Raw genomic sequence first — 22,386 nt, 5'->3', positions numbered from 1 at the left:
ATATCAATAAACTGGTGTTATATATCCAAGAACAAGAAAAAATAAAGACCCGAGATAAAATGCGTGGACATTTTATCTCGGGTCTTATTTTAAAGGTTATAGCAAAAATGGACTTATGATACAGCCCCTTTTTCGATAGAGATTTTTTGTTGAAAATTCGAACAAATAATGATAAAGTTTGCTTAATGTTTGGAAAAGGAGGCTTTTTATAAATGATAAAAAAATATAAACGAAACCAGCGCTTAATAGCAATTACCCAACAACTAATGAATAATCCCAACCAACTCTTAAACTTACAAGATTTTGCGCATAAATTTCAATGTGCTAAATCATCAATTAGTGAAGATTTGGGAATGGTCAGAGGAGTTTTTGATGAAATGCAACTAGGGCAACTTGAAACATTGACTGGTAAAACAGGAGGTGTTATTTTTCGTCCACATCTGTCGGGAGAGGAAGTTGAAATTATTCAGCGTCAAGTAAAAGAGCGACTCTCTCAAGGTAAGAGAATTCTCCCAGGAAACTATATTTTCGTGAATGACCTACTACAAGATCCGAGTGTTTTAAATCCGATTGCTCAACTTATTGCAGCTAAATATGCAGATAAAGAGATTGATACCATTCTTACCATAGAAGCTAAAGGGATAGGATTAGCAGCGGCAGTAGCATTATATCTAAACAAACCTTATGTTGTGGTACGTCGAGAATCTACCTCTGGAGAAGGATCAACCATTTCGATTAATTATACTTCGGGTTCTACGCAGACTGTTAAGAAAATGGAACTCTCGAAGTCAGCTTTGCAATCGCAAAGTCGTGTATTAATTGTGGATGATTTTCTTCGTAATGGGGGAACATTAACAGGGCTTTTAAATTTAATTGAAGAATTTGATTCGCAAGCAGCTGGAATATGCGTTTTTGCAGAGAATAAGGTAAAAAATCGAATGAGTATTCCAAATTATCACGCTCTTTTTGAAACTCAATTACGTTATAACAATGAGTTAGGTCATTATCAATTGGAAATTGAAGCAGGAAATTTTTTTAATTAGGAAACTGCATAGCCATATGGTCCTTAAATAGATATAATATAAGGGTAAATGTCGCAGATAGAAGGAGTGTGAGTGAATGAAAAGAATGGCGGTTATTTTAGCAGCTGGCAAAGGTACACGCATGAAGTCAGCCTTACCTAAAGTTCTCCATAAAATTAGTGGAATTTCCATGGCAGAACATGTTGTTCGATCAGTCTTGGAAAGTCGTGCCGAGCAGATCGTAACTATTGTTGGTAATGGGGCAGATTTAGTGAAAGAAGAATTAAAAAACCTTACTGATTTTGCTTTTCAATCCGAGCAATTAGGAACAGGTCATGCAGTACTCCAAGCTGAGAATCTTCTGGCAAATGAAAAAGGAAGTACCTTAGTTATATGTGGAGATACACCCTTATTGTCAGGAGAAACATTAACTAAACTCTTTGAGCATCATGAAAGCACAGGTTCAAAAGCAACCGTTTTGACTGCAAGAACCTCAGATCCTACTGGTTATGGTCGAATTGTTCGTGATGATGAAGGCCAAGTTCTTAAAATTGTGGAGCAAAAAGACGCTTCGTCAAAAGAACTTATTATAGATGAGATTAATACAGGGACCTACATTTTTGATAATTTAAGTATGTTTAAAGCTTTGAAATCAGTGAGCAATCGGAATGCCCAGGGCGAGTATTATTTACCAGATATTATTGAAATTCTTCAAAAACAAGGAAAAAAAGTTCATGCTTTTAATATGGATGATTTTGCAGAATCAATTGGAGTGAATGATCGAGTAGCGCTTTCTAAAGCTCAGCAGCTAATGAACCGACGTATCATTACAAATCATATGCGAAATGGCGTGAGCTTTATTAATCCTGAAATGACTTATGTTGAAGCGGATGTAAAAATTGGTGAAGATACGGTGATTGAGGGGGGTGTTCAGCTTAAGGGCGAAACATTTATTGGTAAATCAGTAAGAATTGGTGCCAACAGTGAGATTGTAGATAGCCAAGTAGGGGACTCAGTAATAATTACTCAGTCAGTTATTGAGAAATCAAAGGTTGAAGATAAAGCAAAAATAGGACCTTTTGCGCATTTAAGACCGAATAGCTATTTGGCAGAGGGCGTCCGTATTGGGAATTTTGTTGAAGTTAAAAATTCTCAACTAGGTAAAGATACCAAAGCAGGTCACTTAGCCTATATCGGTGATGCTGAATTAGGAAAAGATGTCAATGTAAGCTGTGGTGTTATTTTTTGTAACTATGATGGTAAAAGAAAATATCGTTCGAAAGTCGGCGATCAAGTATTTCTTGGAAGTAACTCTAATATCGTCTCTCCACTTGAGATTGGGGACCGTGCCTTTATAGCTGCTGGTTCAACTATTATAAAGGATGTTGAAGCGGAAGCCTTAGCTATTTCACGTAGCGAACAGGTTAATAAGTTAGGTTATTGGACTAAATACATCAATAAATAAATTTAAGGAAAGAGGGATTTGGTTGGCAAGTGAACACTATAAGGATCCAAAATTAAAGATCTTTGCATTAAGTTCTAACGAAAAGTTAGCGGCAGCAATTGCAAAAGCTGTTGGAGTAGAATTAGGTGAAATTTCTTTATCTAGGTTTGCTGATGGAGAGATACGTGTAAATATTGATGAATCGACTAGGGGGGCACATGTATATATCGTACAATCGACCTCCTCACCAGTTAATGATAATTTAATGGAATTATTAATTACGATTGATGCTTTGCGTCGCGCATCAGCAAAAACAATCAATGTAGTGCTTCCTTACTATGGTTATGCACGTCAAGACCGTAAAGCACAGTCTCGTGAACCAATTACAGCTAAATTGGTAGCAAATATGTTAGAGCAAGCAGGAGCAGACCGTGTAGTGGCATTGGATTTACACGCTGCCCAAATTCAAGGGTTTTTCGATATACCTGTAGATCATTTATTAGGTGCTCCTTTACTGGCAAATTACTTTATTGATAACAAACTTTTTGGCGATGATGTTGTTGTTGTATCACCTGACCATGGCGGCGTAACTCGTGCACGAAAACTAGCAGAATTTTTAAAGGCACCAATTGCTATTGTTGATAAACGTCGCCCACGTCCTAACGTTGCAGAAGTGATGAGTATTGTTGGAGATGTTAAAGATAAAACAGCAGTGATAATTGATGACATGATTGATACGGCAGGAACAATTACAATCGCTGCTCAAGCTTTGATTGATCGTGGAGCCAAAGAAGTTTATGCCACCTGTACTCACCCGGTTCTTTCTGGGCCAGCTTTAGAAAGATTGCAAACATCTGTTATCAAGAAGGTAATTGTTACAGACACCATTCTACTGCCTGAAGACAAAAAAATTGATAAAATTGAAATTGTGTCTGTTGCACACTTAATTGCTGAAGCAATTAAACGTATTCACGAGAACCGTTCTGTTTCACCTCTTTTCAATGAAAAATTCACTATCATTGAGTAGACTTTAATTGTAAATTTTTTATTTGAAGCTTAAGCTCGTTCTATCTTTAAATTAGATGGGACGAGCTTAAGTTATTTCAATACAAATATATGAGAGCGTAAAAATTAATCAGACTAAATGTTGATGGTTATTTTTTAAAGAAGTCGGTATAATGAGTAAGAACCAACGGAAAGAAAGAGGTTTTATTATGAACCATCGAAAAGAATGGAATAATTTATTACGCTTTGTTGTAGTTATAATGGGTTCACTGGTATGTCTTTTAGGAATTCTATTATCCTTTTATTTAAAATTTTCAGGCCAAATTCCCTATAGAAATTTTATAGCTTTTGAATCAAGTTATTTCTGGATAGCAATAGGTTTTATTTTGATCAACTTCTTCTTTGGTACCTATATATTTTATAATAAAACTTTAATGGACCTTTTCTACTTTACCATGCTATCTCAATTATTTTTGTCTTTTTTTATGATGGCCGTTACTTATGCTGGGTCTTGGCTAACTTTTCCGCGATCTGTTATTTTACTTAACCTTTTCGTAGGGACAATATTGGTATATTTATTTAATGCTGTAGCTTACATCCTTTATCATCGATTATCTGGCCGTAAACGAGTTTTAGTCGTAGGGGAGAATAAAAAGGCGTTAAATGCAGTGGTTAATTTTGATAGAATGACCAATCGTAGACATGAGGTAACTCATGTAGTCTTGTCAGATTATTACCAGCGTGTGGTTAAATTATCGGATGCGGTCGATATTGTTTACCTTACTGGTTATATCGAAGAAACAGAACGACTAAAAATATACGATTATTTGATGCGGAATAACAAAAAGCTCTTTTTATCGACTAACTTTGCAAATTTAATGATGGTTAATCCAAATATAATGAGCTTTGAAGATGAAAGTTTAATTGAAGTATCTACTTTTTCAATTGCTTTTGAACAAGCTATTATCAAAAGGACGATTGATATTGCTTCTTCTCTTCTTTTATTAATTTTAGCTTCGCCTATCATGTTAATAACAGCCATAGCTGTAAAACTAGACAGTAAGGGACCAATTTTTTATCGTCAAGTTAGAATTACAAAAGGATCTAAACCTTTCAACATTTTAAAATTTCGTTCAATGACTCAAACGGCTGAAGAAAAATCTGGACCCGTATTAGCTAGTTCTAATGATTCACGAGTGACGAGGGTAGGAAAGTTTATTCGCACTACTCGGATTGATGAACTTCCACAATTAATCAATGTGTTAAAAGGTGATATGTCGCTCGTTGGACCGCGACCTGAACGTCCTTTTTTTGTTAATCAATTTAGTCAAGAAAATGCTTATTATGAATTGCGTCATCATGTACGTGCAGGAATCACTGGCTATGCTCAAGTCTATGGAAAATATGCTACAGACTTTAATAATAAATTAAACTTTGATCTGCTCTATATTAAAAATTACTCATTAGCCTTTGATTTTAAATTGTTGTTTCAAACATTAAAAATATTATTTGATAAGGTTTCTTCAAGAGGTTTAGACCAAGAAGATCTCTGCCAACCTTCATGGAAGGATTTTCAATCCAAAATTCATATTTATGAGTAAGCTATTTCTAGATGTTGTTTATTGTTTATGTTAGGCTTTTGCTAGTAAATTATAAGGAGGATATTATGAATAAACGTAATAAGGTAAAAACACTTTTTTTAATGATAATGGTTAATCTGCTGCTAATCCCTCAGTCTTATGTGAGTGCTCAAGAAACAGTTTCAGATGCTTGGCAAGATGTGGCGGTAAAAGCAAACCAACAAGAATTCCAATCCTTTCATATGGAAGGTACAGTAGGTGTGAAAATTTCCTCGCAAAATATGACCAGTGATTTTGGAAACCTAGAAATTGACGCATTAGTAAATGCTCAACCGATCGCTTTACAAATGGTAGCAAAAATAATTTCTCCATTTGTAGGTTCAGAGGCTGTAGGTTTTGAAAGCTATGCTAAAGAAGGATTTAATTATATTTACAACACTCAATCTAAAGAGTGGAAGACTTCAGAATGGACGGTATCAGAAGAAGATATCTTAGATAGTCTTCAAGCATCCTTTAAAAATGTATCAAATGGCTTAGTAGAAAGCGAAATGACTTCAGAGGCCAAAACATTTATTGATAAATACTTTGAATTTGAAGAAAAAGGTCAAGATTATCTTTTTAAGTTGAAAAAAGATATTAATGGAGCTAGCTTTTACAATGATTTAGATAAGGCAATCGATTTAAAACAGTTGGTTAAGCAATCAGCTAACAAAGCGATTGAGCAATCAGAAGATCTGGGACAACCCATCGACCGAGAATATGAAGAATCTCTGGGGGAATTCTTGAATCCTGATATGTTTGAAGATTTCTTTAATATGAATCCACAAATGACTGTTACATATGAGAGTGTGACAGGGCTGATAAAGAACTTTTCCTTTATGATTGACACAGACCCTAAAGTTTTTATCGATTCAGTGAGTCAAACAGACCGGTCTAATTTACCAGAGCTTATAAGTATTTCGGCTAATTTTGACTTTGACCAGTATGGTCAAAGCTTTAATATTCAGGTTCCTTTGGAGGCCATGCAAACTTCTGAAGAAAATACCATAGAAGAGTAATTAGTAAAAACCTTTAGTTGAGCATTCAACTAAAGGGTTTTTTATAATGAGCTTATAACTTATGCACTCTTTTTGAATCAACATTGAGGGCAATAGTATGATACAATAAATAAAATTATTCAGTTGAGGAGATTAAAATGATCTATAAATATTCTGATGACAGCTTAATGACCCACACCGATCTTTATCAAATCAATATGTTGAAAACATATTGGGAAAAAGGGATTGATCGAAAACTGGCTGTTTTTGAAGTCTACTTTCGCAAAAACCCTTTTAACAATGGCTACGCTATTTTTGCTGGTTTAGAAAGAGTTGTTCACTATTTGAATCAATTTCATTTCTCAGCGACTGACTTGGATTATCTAAGAAGCTTAGAAATATACCCCGAAACATTTATTCAATACTTGGCAGATATGAAACTAGAGTTATCTGTTAGGTCTATGCAAGAAGGCGAGCTTTGTTATGCAACCGAACCTTTGATGCAAGTTGAAGGACCACTTGGTCAGTGCCAATTAGTTGAAACAGCTATTTTAAATATAATAAATTTCCAAACTTTAATTGCCACAAAGGCATCACGTATTCGTTCGGTAGTGGGTGAAGGGGATAAAATTTCTGAATTTGGTGCTAGAAGAGCGCAAGAAATGGATGCGGCTATTTGGGGAACGCGTGCAGCCTTTATTGGAGGCTTTGATTCAACTTCAAACGTTAGGGCTGGGAAATTATTTGGTATTCCTGTTTCTGGTACTCACGCTCATTCTTTGGTACAAGCTTACCGAGATGAGTATCAAGCTTTTAGAGCTTATGCTGAAACGCATCGTGATGTCGTCTTCTTAGTAGATACTTATGACACATTACGTTCAGGCATACCTATCGCTATAAAAGTAGCTAAAGAAATGGGTGACAAAATCAATTTTATCGGTGTTCGAATTGATTCGGGAGATATGGCTTACCAATCAAAAAAAATTCGTGAGCAATTGGACGAAGCAGGTTTCACCGAAGCGCGCATAATAGCTTCCAATGATTTGGATGAAAAAACCATTTTAAACTTACGAATGCAGGGTGCAAAAATCAACGATTGGGGTATTGGAACTAAAATAATAACTTCTTATGACCAGCCTGCTCTAGGTGCTGTTTATAAATTAGTTGGAATCGAAGATGACAAAGGTGAGATTGTACCGACAATTAAAATTTCTTCCAATACAGAAAAAATCACTACACCCGGTATGAAACAAGTTTGGCGAATTACTCGAAAAAAAGATGGCAAGGTGGAAGGTGACTATATTGCTTTAATAGATGAAAGGCCCGATCTTTTAGAGGAACTTTTCATGTTCCATCCAGTTCATACCTATATCAATAAAACTGTTAAGGACTTTGAAGCGCGTCCACTTTTAATAGATATATACAAAGAGGGTCAGCAAGTATATGATTTACCAGATATATTAACTATTAAAGATTATTCAGAGGATAAGATTAACTGCTTATGGGAAGAGCATAAGCGCATTTTAAATCCACAAGTTTATCCAGTTGATTTATCGCAAAAATTATACGATTTGAAAATGGATAGTATACAAGAGGTTCGCGACCAAGTTGATTTAAGAGTTGAGGCGTTTCAAACAGATCAATTCTGATAAGGAGAATAATATGAGACAATTGCAAAAAGAAATCATAGGGAATTTAAAAGTTTCACCAAGGATTGAACCAGAAGCTGAAATTCGGCGATCTATTAACTTTTTGAAAGATTATCTCTATCAAAATGCAGGTTTAAAGTCATTGGTATTAGGTATTAGTGGAGGACAAGATTCCACTTTAGCAGGGAAATTATCGCAAATGGCTATTGAAGAAATCCGAACTGAAACAAACGATAACCAGTATCAATTTATTGCTATACGACTTCCTTATGCTGTCCAAAATGATGAAGAAGATGCACTAAAGGCTCTAGATTTTATTGCACCAGACCGAATTTTAAATCTAAATATTGAAGAGGCGACTTTAGGAGTTGTTCAAGCTTTGAAAAAAGAACAAATTGAAGTTAGCGATTTTAATAAAGGAAATATTAAAGCGAGACAGCGTATGGTGATGCAATATGCGGTAGCAGGACAGTTTTCAGGTGTTGTAGTAGGAAGTGACCATGCAGCAGAGAGTGTCACAGGATTCTTTACTAAATATGGAGATGGGGCAGCGGATGTAATGCCTTTGTGGCGCTTAACCAAAGATCAGGGTAAGCAGTTGCTACAGTCCCTAAACTGTCCGGCAGACCTTTATCAAAAAATACCGACAGCCGATTTAGAAGAAGACCGTCCTATGTTATCCGATGAAGAAGCGTTGGGTGTTTCTTATCAAACCATTGATCGTTATTTGACAGGACGTGAAGTAAAAGACCATGAAGCAGCAATAATTGAAAAATGGTACTTAAGTAGCCAACATAAACGCCATCTGCCAGTCACTGTCTTTGATCAGTTTTGGAGGGAATCTTGATTTAAGGAGATGAAATAATGTCCATTGTACTGGAAATAATAATGAGGGTAGTGCTTGCTTTCATATTGTCATTAGCATTTTCCTATTCCTTATTAAAGTTGCTTAATTTTACAAAGCCCCTTGATTTTAAGAATAGAGAGAATAATAGCAAAAGAACACCACCTGCTTACGGTGGTATTGCTGTATTTATGGCATATTGGTTAAGCTATTACTTATTAAATCCTTTTACTCTTTGGGATAAGCAAGGGAGTCTTTTTGTAGCCTCCTTAATTATCCTTGTAACGGGCGTTTTAGATGATAGGTTAAATTTATCTGCTTTAAAAAAATCAATCGGTATTTTAATCGCCTGTCATTATGTCTATTTTTATAGTGACATTTCTTTTTCATCTCAACTCATTAATTTTGAAGACCCATTACTTTTTAATGGTTTGAAATATCTCTTAACCATAGTATGGATTTATTTAGTAACTAATGCATTAAATTTATTAGATGGGATTGATGGCCTAGCTTCAAGTGTTAGCCTGGTGAGTCTTTTTTCAATGGTTATAATAACTTTAGGTTTTTCTTTAACCATTCAATTGGATTTTGTATTAAAGTTGTTATTTTTATTTGCAGCAATTGCTGGTTTTTTAATATTTAATTGGCCACCTGCTAAAATTATGTTGGGAGATACTGGGGCTTTATTTATTGGATTTATGTACGCTAGTTTAACCGTTACTAATCTAAAAAACGCCAGTCTTTACTCTTTTATTTTTCCAATACTTTTATTTGCTGTTCCACTTTTTGATACTGTTTTTGCCTTCATGAGGCGTTTACACCAACGAACCCCGGTTACTGAAGGAGACAAAGAGCATATCCATCATCGGTTACTGCGAAGGGGTTATAATGAAAGTTCAATCAATAAAATGATGATGGCTTTATCTGCCGTTTTTTCATTGATTACCCTAGCCCTCCATGCCTTTCCTAATTTAAAGTGGCTGATATGGGTGATGACAATGGTATTGATTGTAGCAATGGTTTATTTTACTGTGCATATTGGAAAAGAGTCTCCAAACAAATGAATCTTTTTAAGTTTTAAAAGGTATATTTATATCTCGATTACCTAAACTGTCTATTTTAACTTGTCCACTTAAAAAATTGACTAAATAGCTATCAAATTCCTTTAGGAAGTCAGAATGAATAGCGATTGTCATTTGAATTTTTTCGAGATATTCGATGGTTAGAACAGAAGGTAAGCCAGGCATTTGAGCAAGATTATGATTAAAGCGATCAAGCTGTGCATAATCCATTTCAATTTGAAGAAGGGTCTGGTTAACATTTTTAATTTTATTGGCCAATTGGCAGCTTTCACTAACTACTTGGGTGTAAGCGCGAATTAAACCACCTGCACCTAACTTGTTTCCACCAAAATAGCGAACAACAATGGCTGCGACAAAAGTTAATTCCTCTTTTTTAAGAACTTCAAGCATTGGTAGACCTGCTGTACCACTTGGTTCGCCATCGTCACTCATGCGTTGAATACTTGAGTCAGCCTCTAAACTAAAAGCATAGCAGTGGTGATTTGCTTTATAATGCTTTTTTTGTATACTAAGCAAGTGTTGATTAAATTCTTCTTCACTTTTGATTGGAAACAGAAAACAAATAAAACGAGATTTTTTTATTTCAATTTCATGTACAATTTCTTTTTGGATACTTAAATAATTAAACATATAGCTTTCCTTTCATTTATGTTAGGATAATAGATAACATATAGATTCTTTAAACAGTGTAACATATTTAAAAAACAACTGATTATTAGTCAGACAGGGAATGGTAGTGAAAAATGAAAACAGCAATTATAGTAGATTCTACAGCATATTTAAACCAGGAAATAGCCAGTCAATCAAACGTTTTTCAAGTCGATCTTAGTGTTATTTTTGATGATGGGACTGTTTTTAAAGATTCATCTGATATTGATGAGCAGACGCGGTTTTATCAGTATATGGAAAAAAGTGATCGATTACCTAAATCTTCTCAACCACATCCAGGTGACTACTACCAATTGATGGATCAGATTGTTGAAGAAGGTTTTCAAGCAGTCATAGCTATCCATCTATCTTCAAAAATATCAGGAACTTTAGCTTTAGCGCAATCGGTACTAACTGAATACCAAGATCGTATTCAAAGTTATATTATCGATTCTAAGTCTTCATGCATAGTCATTGAAGGTTTGGCAAGGAAAGCCTTAAAAGGACTCGAAGCGGATAAGGAATTAGAAGATATCGTGGCTGAACTAACTTGGCAAGCAAATCATACACAAACTTATTTGATGGTCGAAGAGTTAGAGAACCTAGTTAAAGGTGGACGTTTAAATGCAGGTTTTGCTACACTAGGCCAATTGCTTAAAATTCGTCCTTTATTGCATTTTGATGAGGAAGGAAATATTCTTCTCTTTGAAAAAATCCGTACTAATAAAAAGGTGTATGCTAGATGGATTCAACTAATTAAAGAAGCAATTGAATCATATCCCCAAGGTATTCAGCTTATGATGACACATGCCAATGCTAAAGACGAATGTAGTGTGGTTGTAGAATTAATTGAAAAAGAGTTAACGATCTCTGATATAGAAATTAACTCGATCGGCCCTGTTATCGGAACACATACCGGAAAAGGTTGTATTGGCTTGGCCATAATGCCTAATTACGATCCTAATTAAACAAGTAAATAATAGCACTAATTATTCTCCTTCTGTGTACTTTATAAAAAGACATGGAAGGAGATTTTTTTGATGGAGTGGAAAGAGTATTTTATTGGTCAATTAATGACTCAAAGAGAAGTAACAATAATCTGGGATAAATTTCTTTCTCAATCCAGCTGGAAATTAGAGACGATATTTAATCATCTACACGCAATGCCTGCTATACAAATAAAACAAAAGCACATCCTTTGTTCCAGGTGCAATTGTCAAGATCAACAACAATACTATAAGTTTTATTTTAATAAAAAGAAGATTATATATTGTTGTTCGTGTCTTCAAATGGGACGAATTTGTAGTAACGATTTGCTTTATTATTTACCAAACAATCAACCTTTAACTATAAGAAATCAAAAATCCTTTCTCACCTGGCAAGGGAAACTTTCGCCACAGCAAAATAAGGCTTCACAAGAAGTTGCGGAACAATTGGATGATAGTAGTCACCCACATTTAATCCATGCTGTAACGGGAGCTGGTAAAACAGAAATGCTTTTTCCAATAATCGATGAAATATTAAGAAAGGATGGAAAGATAGCTTTAGTCTCTCCAAGAGTTGACGTGTGCATTGAACTTTTTCCAAGAATTAAAGCTGCTTTTAATTCGGTCAAAGTTCTTTTGCTTCATGGAAAGAGTGAAACAAAATATGAGCCCTGTGAAATTTTAATAGCAACTACCCATCAGTTGCTAAGGTTTTTTCAAGCCTTTGACCTAGTAATAGTGGATGAAGTAGATGCCTTTCCCTATGTTGATAATGAGAGTTTACATTTCGCGGTAAATCGAGCAGTTAAAAAGAAGGGTAAATTAATCTTTCTGACAGCAACACCGGATAAAAAAATTGTGGAAGCGGTCAAAAAAGGCTTGATTCACCAGACCATTTTACCAGCGCGATTTCATGGTTTTCCTTTGGTTGAACCCATATTTTTGTGGTTGGGAGATTGGAAAACTAACTTAGTAAATCAACAAAAGAATTCCAAACTTCTCTTAAGCCTAAAACATTTTATTGCGCTTGAAGGTCGGAAACTAATTTTTATAGCCAATATCAAGTTGGCAATTCTATTATCTGAGTGGTTAGAGAAACTTTTTAAAGGCCTTAGACTTACCTATGTATATTCAACAGATCCTCTAAGACATCAAAAGGTAGAAAAAATGCGCAAAGGTCATTATGACATACTAATCTCTACATCCATTCTTGAAAGGGGAGTAACTTTTGAAAACTGTCATGTGTTTATCCTTGGTGCTGAGGACCCTCTTTTCTCTAAATCAGCTTTAGTTCAAATGAGTGGCAGGGTAGGAAGGAAGGCTGCTTATCCATCAGGTAAAGTTGTTTTTGGTCATTATGGTATTACAAAAGAAATGAAAAGAGCGGCTATAGAAATTAAGGGAATGAATCAGTTAGCGAGCAAGAGAGGACTTTTAAATGCAAATGCTTGATGAAAGGGTCTGTTTGATGTGCCAGAAAAATTACCAACGTGATTTAAGTTGGCAACAGTTATTTTCCTGGCAAGCTATTGAATTTGAACCATTGTGTTCAGACTGTTTAAAATCATTCGTTCCTTATCATTATCAGAGTGAAAGTTGCAGAGCCTGTGGAAGAAAATTAGATGGTAGCAACCACTATCAAACTACTTATAGAATCAAAGATACTGATGAGAATTACTGTCTAGATTGTTATCGCTGGCGCCAAAAATATCCTCTAAAGCTAATAAACAATCAAGCCTTATTTGACTACAATGCTGGTTTTAAAAATTGGATCACTCGTTATAAATATGATGGAGATTGCCGGATGGCGAATGTAATGAAGCAAGTCTTAAAGAAAACATATAAACACTATCCAAACTACCTTTGGTTAATTTTACCTAGCTCTGAATCAAGCTTGAAAAGGAGATTGTTTCATCCGACCGCATATTTATTAGAAATAGCCCACATCCCTTATTGTTGTCCCTTCCATTACATTGGAAATGAAATTAGACAAGCAGCAAAAAGTCGAAAAGATCGTTTAACACTCAATCGTCCATTTGCTTGGATAAATATAGAAAAAGAAAAATTAAAAGAAAAGAAAGGTCTAATGATTTTTGATGATGTTTATACAACAGGGGCAACTATGATACAAGCAAAATTAGAGATAGTTCAACATTTTGAAGCTATTGCTAAAGAAGAAATGGATTTAAAAAGTATTACTTTAGCAAGAAATCAATCACTTGCTTAGAATGTGTAGCGCTTTCAATCGATGTGGGCATGTGTTATAATAATTTTAAGCTAGTAATAGCTTTTGGGTTTATGGCTCATTAGCCTTAGACCAAATAGAGAGGAAATGAGGGATATTTATGTTTAACTATAATGTTCGTGGAGAAAATATCGAGGTTACTCAAGCTATTCGAGAATACGCCGAAAAGAAAGTTTCAAAACTTGAGCGTTTTTTCAATGATGTACCGAATGCAACTGCCTATGTAAATTTGAGGGTTTATCCTGATAAAACAGCAAAGGCAGAAGTAACTATTCCTTTATCTTTCTTAGTGCTCAGAGCTGAAGAGACAACACCTGATTTATATGCGAGTATTGATTTTGTAGTTGATAAATTAGAGCGACAAGTAAGGAAATATAAGACTAAAATTAATCGCAAATCACGTGAAAAAGGCTTCGAAGGAATAACTACATCAGATTTGGTACAAGCTTCAAATGTAAATAATCATGAAGATGAAAGCGAACCCGATTTACAAATAGTTCGTTCAAAGCGAATTGCTTTAAAACCGATGGATTCAGAAGAAGCAGTCTTACAAATGAATATGCTAGGCCATGACTTCTTCGTATATAAAGAAGGAGAAACAAACGAAATTAATATCGTTTACCGCCGTAAAGATGGTCGATATGGATTAATTGAAACAGCGAGAATGGATTAAGATTAAGTTGTATCCTTAGAATATAGTGAATATCAAATGTTAAATGAAGAGCTTATCAATGCTCTTCATTTTTATTGTTAAAAAGCAGAAGGAATTAAACTTTTACAATACACTAGCAGATAAAAATGTTTGAAAGTCGAGTTTTTAATGATACAATGTTACAGTGAGAAAATTTATTCATGGAATGGGTAAATGAGGATTATGGGAATTAAAGGAGCATATTAATGGCCAACTTTTTAAAAAATTTAATTGAAAATGATAATGCTGAATTGAGAAGAACCGGAAAATTAGCTGACCAGGTAATCGACTTAGAAGAAGATTACCGCACGATGACTGATGAAGAACTGCGTGCCCAAACTACTATTTTAAAAGATAAATTAGCTAGTGGAAAAAGTTTAGATGATATTCAGGTAGAGGCATTTGCTGTTGTAAGAGAAGCTGCTTATCGAGTATTAGGCTTATTGGCCTATCGTGTCCAAATTCAAGGCGGCTTTGTCATTCATAAGGGTGATATTGCTGAAATGAAAACCGGCGAAGGTAAAACTTTGACAGAGACAATGCCTGTTTATTTAAACGCTTTGTCAGGTAAAGGGGTTCATGTTGTTACTGTTAACGATTATTTAGCAACTCGTGACTCTAAAGAAATGGGAGAAGTTTTCCGCTTTTTAGGCTTAACAGTCGGCTTAAATCTAAACTCAATGAACGCTGCTCAAAAGCGTGAAGCATATGCTTGTGATGTGACTTATTCTACAAATAACGAATTAGGTTTTGACTATTTAAGAGATAATATGGTTGTTTACAAGTCTCAAATGGTTCAAAGACCATTATATTTTGCGGTAGTAGACGAAGTGGACTCTATCTTAATTGATGAGGCTCGTACACCGTTGATTATTTCTGGTCAAGGTGAGAAATCGACAGCCCTCTATAATCGGGCAGATTATTTTGTTAAGGGATTGAAAGAAGAAGAAGACTACACCATTGATTTGACTTCTAAGTCAATTGTTTTAACAGATATTGGAGTTGACAAGGCTGAAAAAATCTTTCGCTTAGAAAACCTGTATAATGTTGAAAATTCATCACTGGTTCATCATATTGATCAAGCTTTACGCGCAAATTACATTATGATTCATGATATTGACTATGTGGTAGACGAAGAGGAAGTTAAGATTGTCGATCCATTTACAGGTCGTATTATGGACGGTCGTCGTTATTCAGATGGACTTCACCAAGCGATTGAAGCAAAAGAAAATGTTGAAATCCAAGATGAGTCCAAGACAATGGCAACGATTACTTTCCAAAACTACTTCCGTATGTATGAAAAATTATCTGGAATGACGGGAACGGCTAAGACGGAAGAAGAAGAATTTAGAGAAATTTACAATATTAACGTCGTTTCAATCCCAACCAATCGACCAGTTATTAGAAAAGACCACCCAGATTTGCTTTATCCAAACTTAAAAGCTAAATTTGCTGCCGTCGTGGAAGAAATCAAAGAACGTCATGCTAAAGGGCAACCTATTTTAGTAGGGACAGTGGCTGTAGAAACTTCAGAGTACCTATCAAAATTATTAACAAAAGAAGGTATTCCTCATGAAGTCTTGAATGCTAAAAATCACTTTAAAGAAGCTGAAATTGTTATGGCTGCCGGTCAAAGAGGTGCGGTAACCATTGCGACCAATATGGCTGGACGGGGAACCGACATTAAGTTAGGATCAGGAGTTAAAGAAGTAGGCGGACTCGCTGTTATCGGAACTGAACGTCACGAATCACGTCGAATTGATAACCAGTTACGTGGACGGGCAGGACGTCAAGGAGATCCCGGGGCATCACAATTCTATTTATCACTAGAAGATGATTTGATGCGTCGTTTCGGATCAGACAGAATTCAAAAGGTTTGGGAAAAACTGAATATGACAGACGACAACAATGAAGGAGAAGATCTTGCTATTCAAAGTAAGATGTTATCTCGTCAAGTTGAATCAGCCCAAAAGAGAGTGGAAGGTAATAATTACGATACTCGTAAGAGTGTTTTAGAGTACGATGAAGTTATGCGTGAGCAAAGAGAAGTTATTTATGGTCAAAGATTGGCGGTGATTAATGAAGAAGAAACCTTAACACCTCATATTAAAGCAATGATTAAACGGACCATCGAGCGTGAAGTGGCCTATGCTACTGAAAACGATGAAAAGGATTGGAATTTAGACAGTCTATTGGACTTTGTTCACAATACATTATTTAGTCCAGAAAAAATCTCAATAAAAGACTTAGAACGTAAGAGCAGAGAAGAATTAATAAATTATTTGTATAATGAATCTGTGTCGGCTTTTGATGAGAAAATTGCTTTACTAAATGGTCCTGAACAAGTTTTAGAATTTGAAAAAGTAATTATTTTGCGTGTGGTTGATTCGAAATGGACAGACCATATTGATGCGATGGATCATTTACGTCAAGGTGTTGGTCTAAGAGCATACGCTCAAACGAACCCTCTAACAGAATATCAAACAGAAGGCTTTGATCGCTTCCAAGAAATGATTGCTGCAATTGAATATGACATCACTCGATTCATAATGAAGGCACAAATTCGTCAGAATTTGGAGAGGGAGCAAGTTAATTCCACAAGCCCTCGGGTAAAACCAAGTTCAATGCCTAAACACCAAAGTGTAAAAACATTAAAAGGCTAATATGACAGAATAGCAAAGGTCCTGCGGATTAACTCCAAAGGACCTTTTGTGTCAATTTTAAAAAGTAAGGTGATATGATGGAAATATATGAAATTAAGGACCAAATAGAATCAGCCCAACTTAATATTGAAAAAATAAGGGGGTCCCTTTGACATCGATAAATTGGAAGCAGACGTTGCTGAAATGGAATCGAAGATGTTAAAGGAAGATTTTTGGGACGATAATCAAGCTGCTCAATCTTTAATTCAAGAATTAAATAAATGTAAACTCGAAAAAAACTCTTTTTATCAATTAGAAGAAGGACTGGATGATGCAATGATTGGACTAGAGCTTATTGAAGAAGGCCAAGATCCTGAATTACAAAAAGAGCTAGAAGAAAAGCTGGTCTTACTCAATAAACAAATTGATGATTATCAACTATCTCTTCTTTTGTCGGGAGATCATGACCATCTCAATGCGATTATGGAAATTCACCCAGGAGCGGGAGGGACAGAATCCCAAGATTGGGGCGAAATGTTGTTGAGAATGTATGAACGCTGGGCGAGTCACAATCATTATGCGATAACATTTATAGATTATCAAAATGGGGATGAAGCAGGCATTAAAAGCGCTACTTTTGAGGTTTCTGGCTATAAAACTTATGGACATCTGAAGTCGGAAAAAGGGGTTCATCGTCTCATACGGATATCGCCTTTCGATTCTAATGCGCGCAGACACACTTCCTTTTGTTCAATTGATGTTACTCCGATGATTGATGGTTCGATTGAGCTAGAAGTAAATCCTGAAGATTTACGTATCGATACTTATAGAGCTTCAGGAGCTGGCGGACAACATATAAACAAAACTTCTTCTGCCGTTCGAATTACACATCTTCCGACAGGAATTGTTACTCAAAGTCAATCCAATCGTTCACAAATTCAAAATAAAGAGCAAGCTATGAGCCTCTTGAAAGCAAAACTTTATCAAAAAGAAGTGGAAGAAAAAGAAGCTGAATTACAAGCGATAAAAGGTGAGCAAAAAGATAATGCCTGGGGTTCACAAATCAGGTCCTATGTTTTCCACCCTTATTCAATGGTAAAAGACCATCGAACGAATTATGAAACGGGGAATATCGACGCTGTAATGGATGGAGAATTAAATCCTTTTATTGATGCTTACTTAAGGTGGAATATCCAAGAAGAAAAATAAGTAATAAAGAGTGAAGAATTACTAGTATGTGAGGTGAAATTGTTGATTAAGCTAATTAAAGCGAGCAAACAGTATGGTAATGGAATATGGGCTGTTAAAGATGTGAGTCTCGAGATAAATAAGGGAGAATTTGTTTATTTAGTAGGACCTAGTGGTTCGGGGAAGTCTACGCTGATGAAATTGTTAAATCGTCAAGAAAAAGTTACAAGCGGACAAGTGATTGTTAATCAGTTTAAAGCGCATGACTTAGCTGAAAGGAAAGTTCACCTATTACGAAGGCAAGTTGGTGTAGTTTTCCAAGATTTCAAACTTTTACACCAATTTACAGTAGCTGAAAACATTGCTTATGCATTAGAAGTTACAGGAGAGAGTAAAAAGAAAATTAAAAAACGTGTGTTGGAAGTTCTTGATATCGTTGGTTTAAAGTCTAAAATGCATCAATTACCGAACGAGTTGTCAGGTGGAGAGCAACAAAGGGTTTCCATAGCGAGAGCTTTAGCTAATCGTCCTCAAGTGCTTGTGGCGGATGAACCGACGGGTAATTTAGATCCAACCAGTGCAGTTTTGATAATGCGAGCTTTAGAAAAAGTTAATCGCTCTGGAGTAACTATTCTAATGGGAACTCATAATGATAATATCGTTAACTCCCACCCTCACCGAATTTTACAAATGCACCAAGGTAGATTGGTAAGAGATATAAAAAGAGGTGTAAAAAATGAAATGGATTAGATCCCGTATTCGTCATTTTAGAGACGGAATGAGAAATTTATTTCGAAATGGCTGGCTGACTTCTGCATCAATCGTAGTTATGAGTCTAACTTTATTTTTATTAGGCACCTTTTTTGTTCTCGTATTGAATATTAATCAATTGACAGAAACGATTGAAAATGAGATTCAAGTACGAGTGATGATTGATCCTTTAGCAGAGGTTGCTGATGAGAGAAAACTTGGTGATGAAATTGCAGCGATGGATAATGTTGTTAAAGTTGTCTATCGGTCGGCAGAAGAAGAATTAGAGTCTTACCAAGAAGTTATTACAGAAGATTTTGATGTATTAATGGATCAAAATCCTCTTAACAATATGTACTTAGTCACTGTAAATTCAGCTAATTCATTAGAGCAAGTAACCAAAAAAGTTCAAAAATTAAAATGGGTTCAAAGTGCTAATATTGGTTCAGTCAATCTTGAGAGCTTGATCCAAACAATTGAAATTATGCGATATGCTATAGCTATTTTAGGAGCTATTTTTATTCTGATAGCTATCTTACTTATCTCCAACACAATTAAAGTAACTATTCAGTCGCGCTCAAGAGAAATTGAAATCATGGAGCTGGTAGGTGCAAAAAAATCTTATATAAAGGCACCTTTCGTTATTGAAGGGGGAAGTGTAGGAATTATAGGCGCTGCCATAGCCAGTATTGTTTTATATTTTTCCTACCAAGCAATCCTTAGCCTGGCTCAAGAGTTACTGGCTTTTAATCCGGAGTATGCCATGCCTATTTATCCTAATATCTTGTATATATCTGGTATTTTGCTGGTTTTGGGCTATCTATTAGGTGTTTTAGCAGCAAAAAGAGCTGTAAACAAATTTTTTAAATAGAAATTTAAAAGACTTCCCTATTCTTTTAAAGGGAGGTCTTTTTATAGTAGTGAAAGCTATTGATTAGAAGATATCTTTTAATAGATGAAGGCGTCTGCTAGAATAAGAAAGTACTTAGAGATCCTAGGAGGTTGGCTATGAAAAGAGTGCTGGTTGTCGATGATGAACAATCGATATTAATGTTATTAGAATACAATTTAAATCAAGCTGGTTTTGATGTGGTCACTGCAGAAGACGGTAAGACCGCTTATAAATTGATTAAAAAAGAAAAGTTTGACTTTATCATTTTAGATATTATGCTTCCAAAAATGGATGGAATGGATGTATGTCGCCGTGTGCGTCAAGAAAAAATTGAAACACCTATTTTAATGTTGACGGCCAAAGATGATGAATATGATAAGATTATTGGCTTAGAATTAGGAGCAGATGATTATATGACCAAGCCTTTTAGCCCAAGGGAGGTTATTGCCAGAATTAAGGCAATTGGGCGTAGGATGCAAAGTAGCGAAAAGAATGTAAAAGAGGTTGAAAGTCAGACAGAATCAGTAGATATTACACCTCTACAAGTTCCTACTAATGCATCTGAGAATTCAAATGATGTGATAAGGCTCGGTAAGTTAGAAATATTTCCAGACCGCTATGAAGTGATATGTGATGGTAAATCAATTGATTTAACGCCCAAAGAGTTTGAACTCTTACTCTATATGGCAGTTAGAAAAGGGCGTATACTTAGTCGTGATCAACTGCTTAATAACATATGGAATTTTGACTACGCGGGTGAAACGCGTATCGTCGATGTCCATATTTCACATTTAAGGGAAAAAATTGAAAGCGACACAAAAAGTCCTGAATATATTAAAACGGTAAGAGGGTTTGGTTATAAATTTGAGGTACCACAAGCATGAAACTGATAGACCCGAGCCAAAGACGCCGACAATTGGGACTAGGAATTGTCCTATTTATGATAGGTATTTTATCTTTAGTTTATTTGGGTTACAGACAAATTGAGCAGACAATTTATACGATTTTACAAGATCAAGTGCAAACTCATTCAGCTTACATATTCATTAAAGATCAAAGTCGGATAGAAGATTATTATCAAGACCTAGATAGTATCTTTAGTGGTGAAGATCGCGAGGTTTTTTTAATTTCTCAAAGAAATAATTCGAAAAATCGCTTAGTACCCAATACTTTATGGAGAAATTCAAAAGAAGGTAATACAAAGAGCAGTCTGAGTCTCATTCATCAAAAGATTATTAAAAATAAAGGTCAAAATATAATTTCCTGGAGAGCTGATCAACGGATCTATGCTGGTAAGAAATTAAATTGGAACAAACAAACTGTTTGGTTGGTTGAATCGGTCGATAAGAACTACTTTTCTTTCAAATGGCAAGAATATTGGAAGCTGGTAGCAATTTATATTATGGTTCAGCTTTCCCTTATATTCTTAGCTATTCGATTAGCCTTGCTAAAAACTACGGGTCCGATTCAATCAATAAGGCAAGGGATAGAAAAGGTTAGAGATTCCGATTATCATTATGAATACCTTGAACATTCGATTCCCGAAGTTAATCAATTAGGACAATCAGTTACCGATATTGTCAAGTATTTGGGAGAAGACCGCAATGATCTGATTTCTGGACAACAGCAATACTCTTTATTACTGGAGAACATCAACCTTGGAGTATTAGTCATTGACTCTCAAGGAAAGATTGATCTCATGAATCCAGCTTTAGGAAAAATTTTAGGACTGTCGCCAACAGTAATTGGGCGTCCTTACCAAGCAATTTTAAAATCTTTTCAATTAATCAGTTTGATTAATCGAGTGATGCAAACACATTTGCCTGTACAAGAAGAAGTAGAAGTTTATGTACCTAAATCAAAATTCTTGGATGTCAATATCCTTTCCTATCAAGAATATCAAGCCAGTGAAATGTCTTTTTTGGTATTACTCTATGATATAACTGAAATCCGTCGTTTAGAAACGGTAAGAAGTGAATTTGTAGCCAACGCTTCACATGAACTAAGAACACCTGTGACTGCTATCAAAGGTTTTGCAGAAACACTCTTAAACGGAGCGCTAAAAGATAAGAAGGCAGCTAATAAATTTGTTAACATTATTGCCAAAGAAAGTAATCGACTGGAAATGATTATTGAAGATATTCTTGAGTTATCTCGTGTTGAAAAAAGTGAAAATAATTTACCTAGATCAAGCTTTTATGTGGATAAAGTAACAGAAAATATGATCGAGTTTCTTTCTCAAAAAACTGCTCAAAAATCAATTAAGGTCGAATTGATTTCTAATAACAATATTGCTTTGAAAGCAGACCAATATCGCTTTGAGCAAATTTTAACCAATCTATTAGACAATGCTATTAACTATTCAGATGAAGGCAGTCAAATAACAATTAGTATTAAAGAAAAAAAGAAAAAAATTGAATTAACTGTTGCTGATACAGGAATAGGGATACCCGAAACAGAGATGGATCGAATCTTTGAAAGGTTTTACCGAGTTGATAAAGCGCGCAGTCGAAATTCAGGTGGAACAGGCCTTGGGCTTTCGATTGTGCGCAATTTAGTCAAAATGATGGGTGGTAAAATCGAGGTAAAAAGTCAAGTGGGGGTAGGGACATCGTTTACGATAATTCTCCCTAATTAATGATGACGCTTACAGTTAAGAATGTTATAAGAAAGCCCTTCAC

General features: G+C 35.3%; 19 protein-coding genes. 18 read left to right on the top strand and 1 reads right to left on the bottom strand.

The window, feature by feature from the left end; all coding sequences use genetic code 11:
* Positions 1-212: 212 nt before the first annotated feature.
* The 8 genes from purR to ACQV2X_RS07090 all read left to right on the top strand — a co-directional run bounded on the left by purR (position 213) and on the right by ACQV2X_RS07090 (position 9,645).
* Complete coding sequence (purR, locus tag ACQV2X_RS07125; protein ID WP_428874163.1) at positions 213-1,043, top strand: pur operon repressor; 831 nt, start codon at positions 213-215, stop codon at positions 1,041-1,043.
* Positions 1,044-1,119: 76 nt separating this feature from the next.
* Positions 1,120-2,487: a bifunctional UDP-N-acetylglucosamine diphosphorylase/glucosamine-1-phosphate N-acetyltransferase GlmU gene (glmU, locus tag ACQV2X_RS07120; protein WP_428874164.1), complete on the top strand. Its 1,368-nt coding sequence runs from the start codon at positions 1,120-1,122 to the stop codon at positions 2,485-2,487.
* A gap of 22 nt (positions 2,488-2,509) precedes the next feature.
* Positions 2,510-3,493: a ribose-phosphate diphosphokinase gene (locus tag ACQV2X_RS07115; RefSeq protein WP_428874165.1), complete on the top strand. Its 984-nt coding sequence runs from the start codon at positions 2,510-2,512 to the stop codon at positions 3,491-3,493.
* Positions 3,494-3,680: 187 nt separating this feature from the next.
* Positions 3,681-5,072: a sugar transferase gene (locus ACQV2X_RS07110; RefSeq protein ID WP_428874195.1), complete on the top strand. Its 1,392-nt coding sequence runs from the start codon at positions 3,681-3,683 to the stop codon at positions 5,070-5,072.
* A 65-nt stretch (positions 5,073-5,137) separates the two neighbouring features.
* Positions 5,138-6,109, top strand: a complete 972-nt coding sequence (locus ACQV2X_RS07105; protein ID WP_428874167.1) for a hypothetical protein — start codon at positions 5,138-5,140, stop codon at positions 6,107-6,109.
* A 137-nt stretch (positions 6,110-6,246) separates the two neighbouring features.
* Positions 6,247-7,737 carry a nicotinate phosphoribosyltransferase gene (locus ACQV2X_RS07100; protein ID WP_428874168.1) on the top strand — a complete coding sequence of 497 codons (1,491 nt, stop codon included), beginning with the start codon at positions 6,247-6,249 and terminating at the stop codon, positions 7,735-7,737.
* A 13-nt stretch (positions 7,738-7,750) separates the two neighbouring features.
* Positions 7,751-8,584, top strand: coding sequence for an ammonia-dependent NAD(+) synthetase (gene nadE, locus ACQV2X_RS07095; protein WP_428874169.1), 834 nt, complete (start codon positions 7,751-7,753; stop codon positions 8,582-8,584).
* A gap of 17 nt (positions 8,585-8,601) precedes the next feature.
* The gene (locus tag ACQV2X_RS07090; RefSeq protein ID WP_428874170.1) at positions 8,602-9,645 is read left to right on the top strand and encodes an MraY family glycosyltransferase; all 1,044 of its coding nucleotides are present in this window, start codon (positions 8,602-8,604) and stop codon (positions 9,643-9,645) included.
* Between the two features lie 6 nt (positions 9,646-9,651).
* On the opposite strand, the gene ACQV2X_RS07085 is transcribed toward ACQV2X_RS07090, so the two are convergent.
* Positions 9,652-10,293, bottom strand: a complete 642-nt coding sequence (locus tag ACQV2X_RS07085) for a YigZ family protein (RefSeq protein WP_428874171.1) — start codon at positions 10,291-10,293, stop codon at positions 9,652-9,654.
* 113 nt (positions 10,294-10,406) lie between these two features.
* Between ACQV2X_RS07085 and ACQV2X_RS07080 the strand changes: the two genes are divergently transcribed.
* The 10 genes from ACQV2X_RS07080 to pnpS all read left to right on the top strand — a co-directional run bounded on the left by ACQV2X_RS07080 (position 10,407) and on the right by pnpS (position 22,343).
* Positions 10,407-11,279: a DegV family protein gene (locus ACQV2X_RS07080; RefSeq protein ID WP_428874172.1), complete on the top strand. Its 873-nt coding sequence runs from the start codon at positions 10,407-10,409 to the stop codon at positions 11,277-11,279.
* A 72-nt stretch (positions 11,280-11,351) separates the two neighbouring features.
* Complete coding sequence (locus ACQV2X_RS07075) at positions 11,352-12,749, top strand: DEAD/DEAH box helicase (protein WP_428876084.1); 1,398 nt, start codon at positions 11,352-11,354, stop codon at positions 12,747-12,749.
* Between the two features lie 16 nt (positions 12,750-12,765).
* Entirely contained in the window at positions 12,766-13,524 is a 759-nt protein-coding gene (locus ACQV2X_RS07070; RefSeq protein WP_428874174.1) for a ComF family protein, read from the top strand.
* A gap of 118 nt (positions 13,525-13,642) precedes the next feature.
* Positions 13,643-14,215, top strand: coding sequence for a ribosome hibernation-promoting factor, HPF/YfiA family (gene hpf, locus ACQV2X_RS07065; RefSeq protein WP_428874175.1), 573 nt, complete (start codon positions 13,643-13,645; stop codon positions 14,213-14,215).
* Positions 14,216-14,439: 224 nt separating this feature from the next.
* Entirely contained in the window at positions 14,440-16,896 is a 2,457-nt protein-coding gene (secA, locus tag ACQV2X_RS07060) for a preprotein translocase subunit SecA (RefSeq protein WP_428874176.1), read from the top strand.
* Positions 16,897-16,973: 77 nt separating this feature from the next.
* Positions 16,974-18,084 (top strand): peptide chain release factor 2 gene (gene prfB, locus ACQV2X_RS07055; RefSeq protein WP_428874177.1). Its coding sequence is split into 2 segments (ribosomal slippage): positions 16,974-17,045 and positions 17,047-18,084, totalling 1,110 coding nucleotides; the frame shifts between segments, so codons are not numbered across the junction.
* 42 nt (positions 18,085-18,126) lie between these two features.
* Complete coding sequence (gene ftsE / locus ACQV2X_RS07050; RefSeq protein WP_428874178.1) at positions 18,127-18,813, top strand: cell division ATP-binding protein FtsE; 687 nt, start codon at positions 18,127-18,129, stop codon at positions 18,811-18,813.
* Positions 18,800-19,684, top strand: a complete 885-nt coding sequence (gene ftsX / locus ACQV2X_RS07045) for a permease-like cell division protein FtsX (protein WP_428874179.1) — start codon at positions 18,800-18,802, stop codon at positions 19,682-19,684. The genes ftsE and ftsX overlap by 14 nt, the downstream gene beginning before the upstream one ends.
* Positions 19,685-19,821: 137 nt before the next feature.
* Positions 19,822-20,589: a response regulator transcription factor gene (locus ACQV2X_RS07040; RefSeq protein ID WP_428874180.1), complete on the top strand. Its 768-nt coding sequence runs from the start codon at positions 19,822-19,824 to the stop codon at positions 20,587-20,589.
* Complete coding sequence (gene pnpS / locus ACQV2X_RS07035) at positions 20,586-22,343, top strand: two-component system histidine kinase PnpS (protein WP_428874181.1); 1,758 nt, start codon at positions 20,586-20,588, stop codon at positions 22,341-22,343. Before ACQV2X_RS07040 ends, pnpS begins: the two co-directional genes overlap by 4 nt.
* Positions 22,344-22,386: the final 43 nt, after the last annotated feature.

Origin of the sequence: Facklamia sp. P12945 (genome assembly GCF_050409485.1) — a bacterium.
In the GTDB taxonomy this organism is placed as follows: domain Bacteria; phylum Bacillota; class Bacilli; order Lactobacillales; family Aerococcaceae; genus Facklamia.
This window is presented reverse-complemented; position numbering and strand designations above follow the sequence as displayed.

Bases quoted from the DNA above. Each gene is read 5' to 3' on its own strand.
- purR (WP_428874163.1), top strand. From the start codon at position 213: ATGATAAAAAAATATAAACGAAACCAGCGCTTAATAGCAATTACCCAA.
- glmU (WP_428874164.1), top strand. From the start codon at position 1,120: ATGAAAAGAATGGCGGTTATTTTAGCAGCTGGCAAAGGTACACGCATG.
- ACQV2X_RS07110 (WP_428874195.1), top strand. From the start codon at position 3,681: ATGAACCATCGAAAAGAATGGAATAATTTATTACGCTTTGTTGTAGTT.
- ACQV2X_RS07105 (WP_428874167.1), top strand. From the start codon at position 5,138: ATGAATAAACGTAATAAGGTAAAAACACTTTTTTTAATGATAATGGTT.
- ACQV2X_RS07100 (WP_428874168.1), top strand. From the start codon at position 6,247: ATGATCTATAAATATTCTGATGACAGCTTAATGACCCACACCGATCTT.
- nadE (WP_428874169.1), top strand. From the start codon at position 7,751: ATGAGACAATTGCAAAAAGAAATCATAGGGAATTTAAAAGTTTCACCA.
- ACQV2X_RS07090 (WP_428874170.1), top strand. From the start codon at position 8,602: ATGTCCATTGTACTGGAAATAATAATGAGGGTAGTGCTTGCTTTCATA.
- ACQV2X_RS07085 (WP_428874171.1), bottom strand. From the start codon at position 10,293: ATGTTTAATTATTTAAGTATCCAAAAAGAAATTGTACATGAAATTGAA.
- ACQV2X_RS07080 (WP_428874172.1), top strand. From the start codon at position 10,407: ATGAAAACAGCAATTATAGTAGATTCTACAGCATATTTAAACCAGGAA.
- ACQV2X_RS07075 (WP_428876084.1), top strand. From the start codon at position 11,352: ATGGAGTGGAAAGAGTATTTTATTGGTCAATTAATGACTCAAAGAGAA.
- ACQV2X_RS07070 (WP_428874174.1), top strand. From the start codon at position 12,766: ATGTGCCAGAAAAATTACCAACGTGATTTAAGTTGGCAACAGTTATTT.
- hpf (WP_428874175.1), top strand. From the start codon at position 13,643: ATGTTTAACTATAATGTTCGTGGAGAAAATATCGAGGTTACTCAAGCT.
- secA (WP_428874176.1), top strand. From the start codon at position 14,440: ATGGCCAACTTTTTAAAAAATTTAATTGAAAATGATAATGCTGAATTG.
- ftsX (WP_428874179.1), top strand. From the start codon at position 18,800: ATGAAATGGATTAGATCCCGTATTCGTCATTTTAGAGACGGAATGAGA.
- ACQV2X_RS07040 (WP_428874180.1), top strand. From the start codon at position 19,822: ATGAAAAGAGTGCTGGTTGTCGATGATGAACAATCGATATTAATGTTA.
- pnpS (WP_428874181.1), top strand. From the start codon at position 20,586: ATGAAACTGATAGACCCGAGCCAAAGACGCCGACAATTGGGACTAGGA.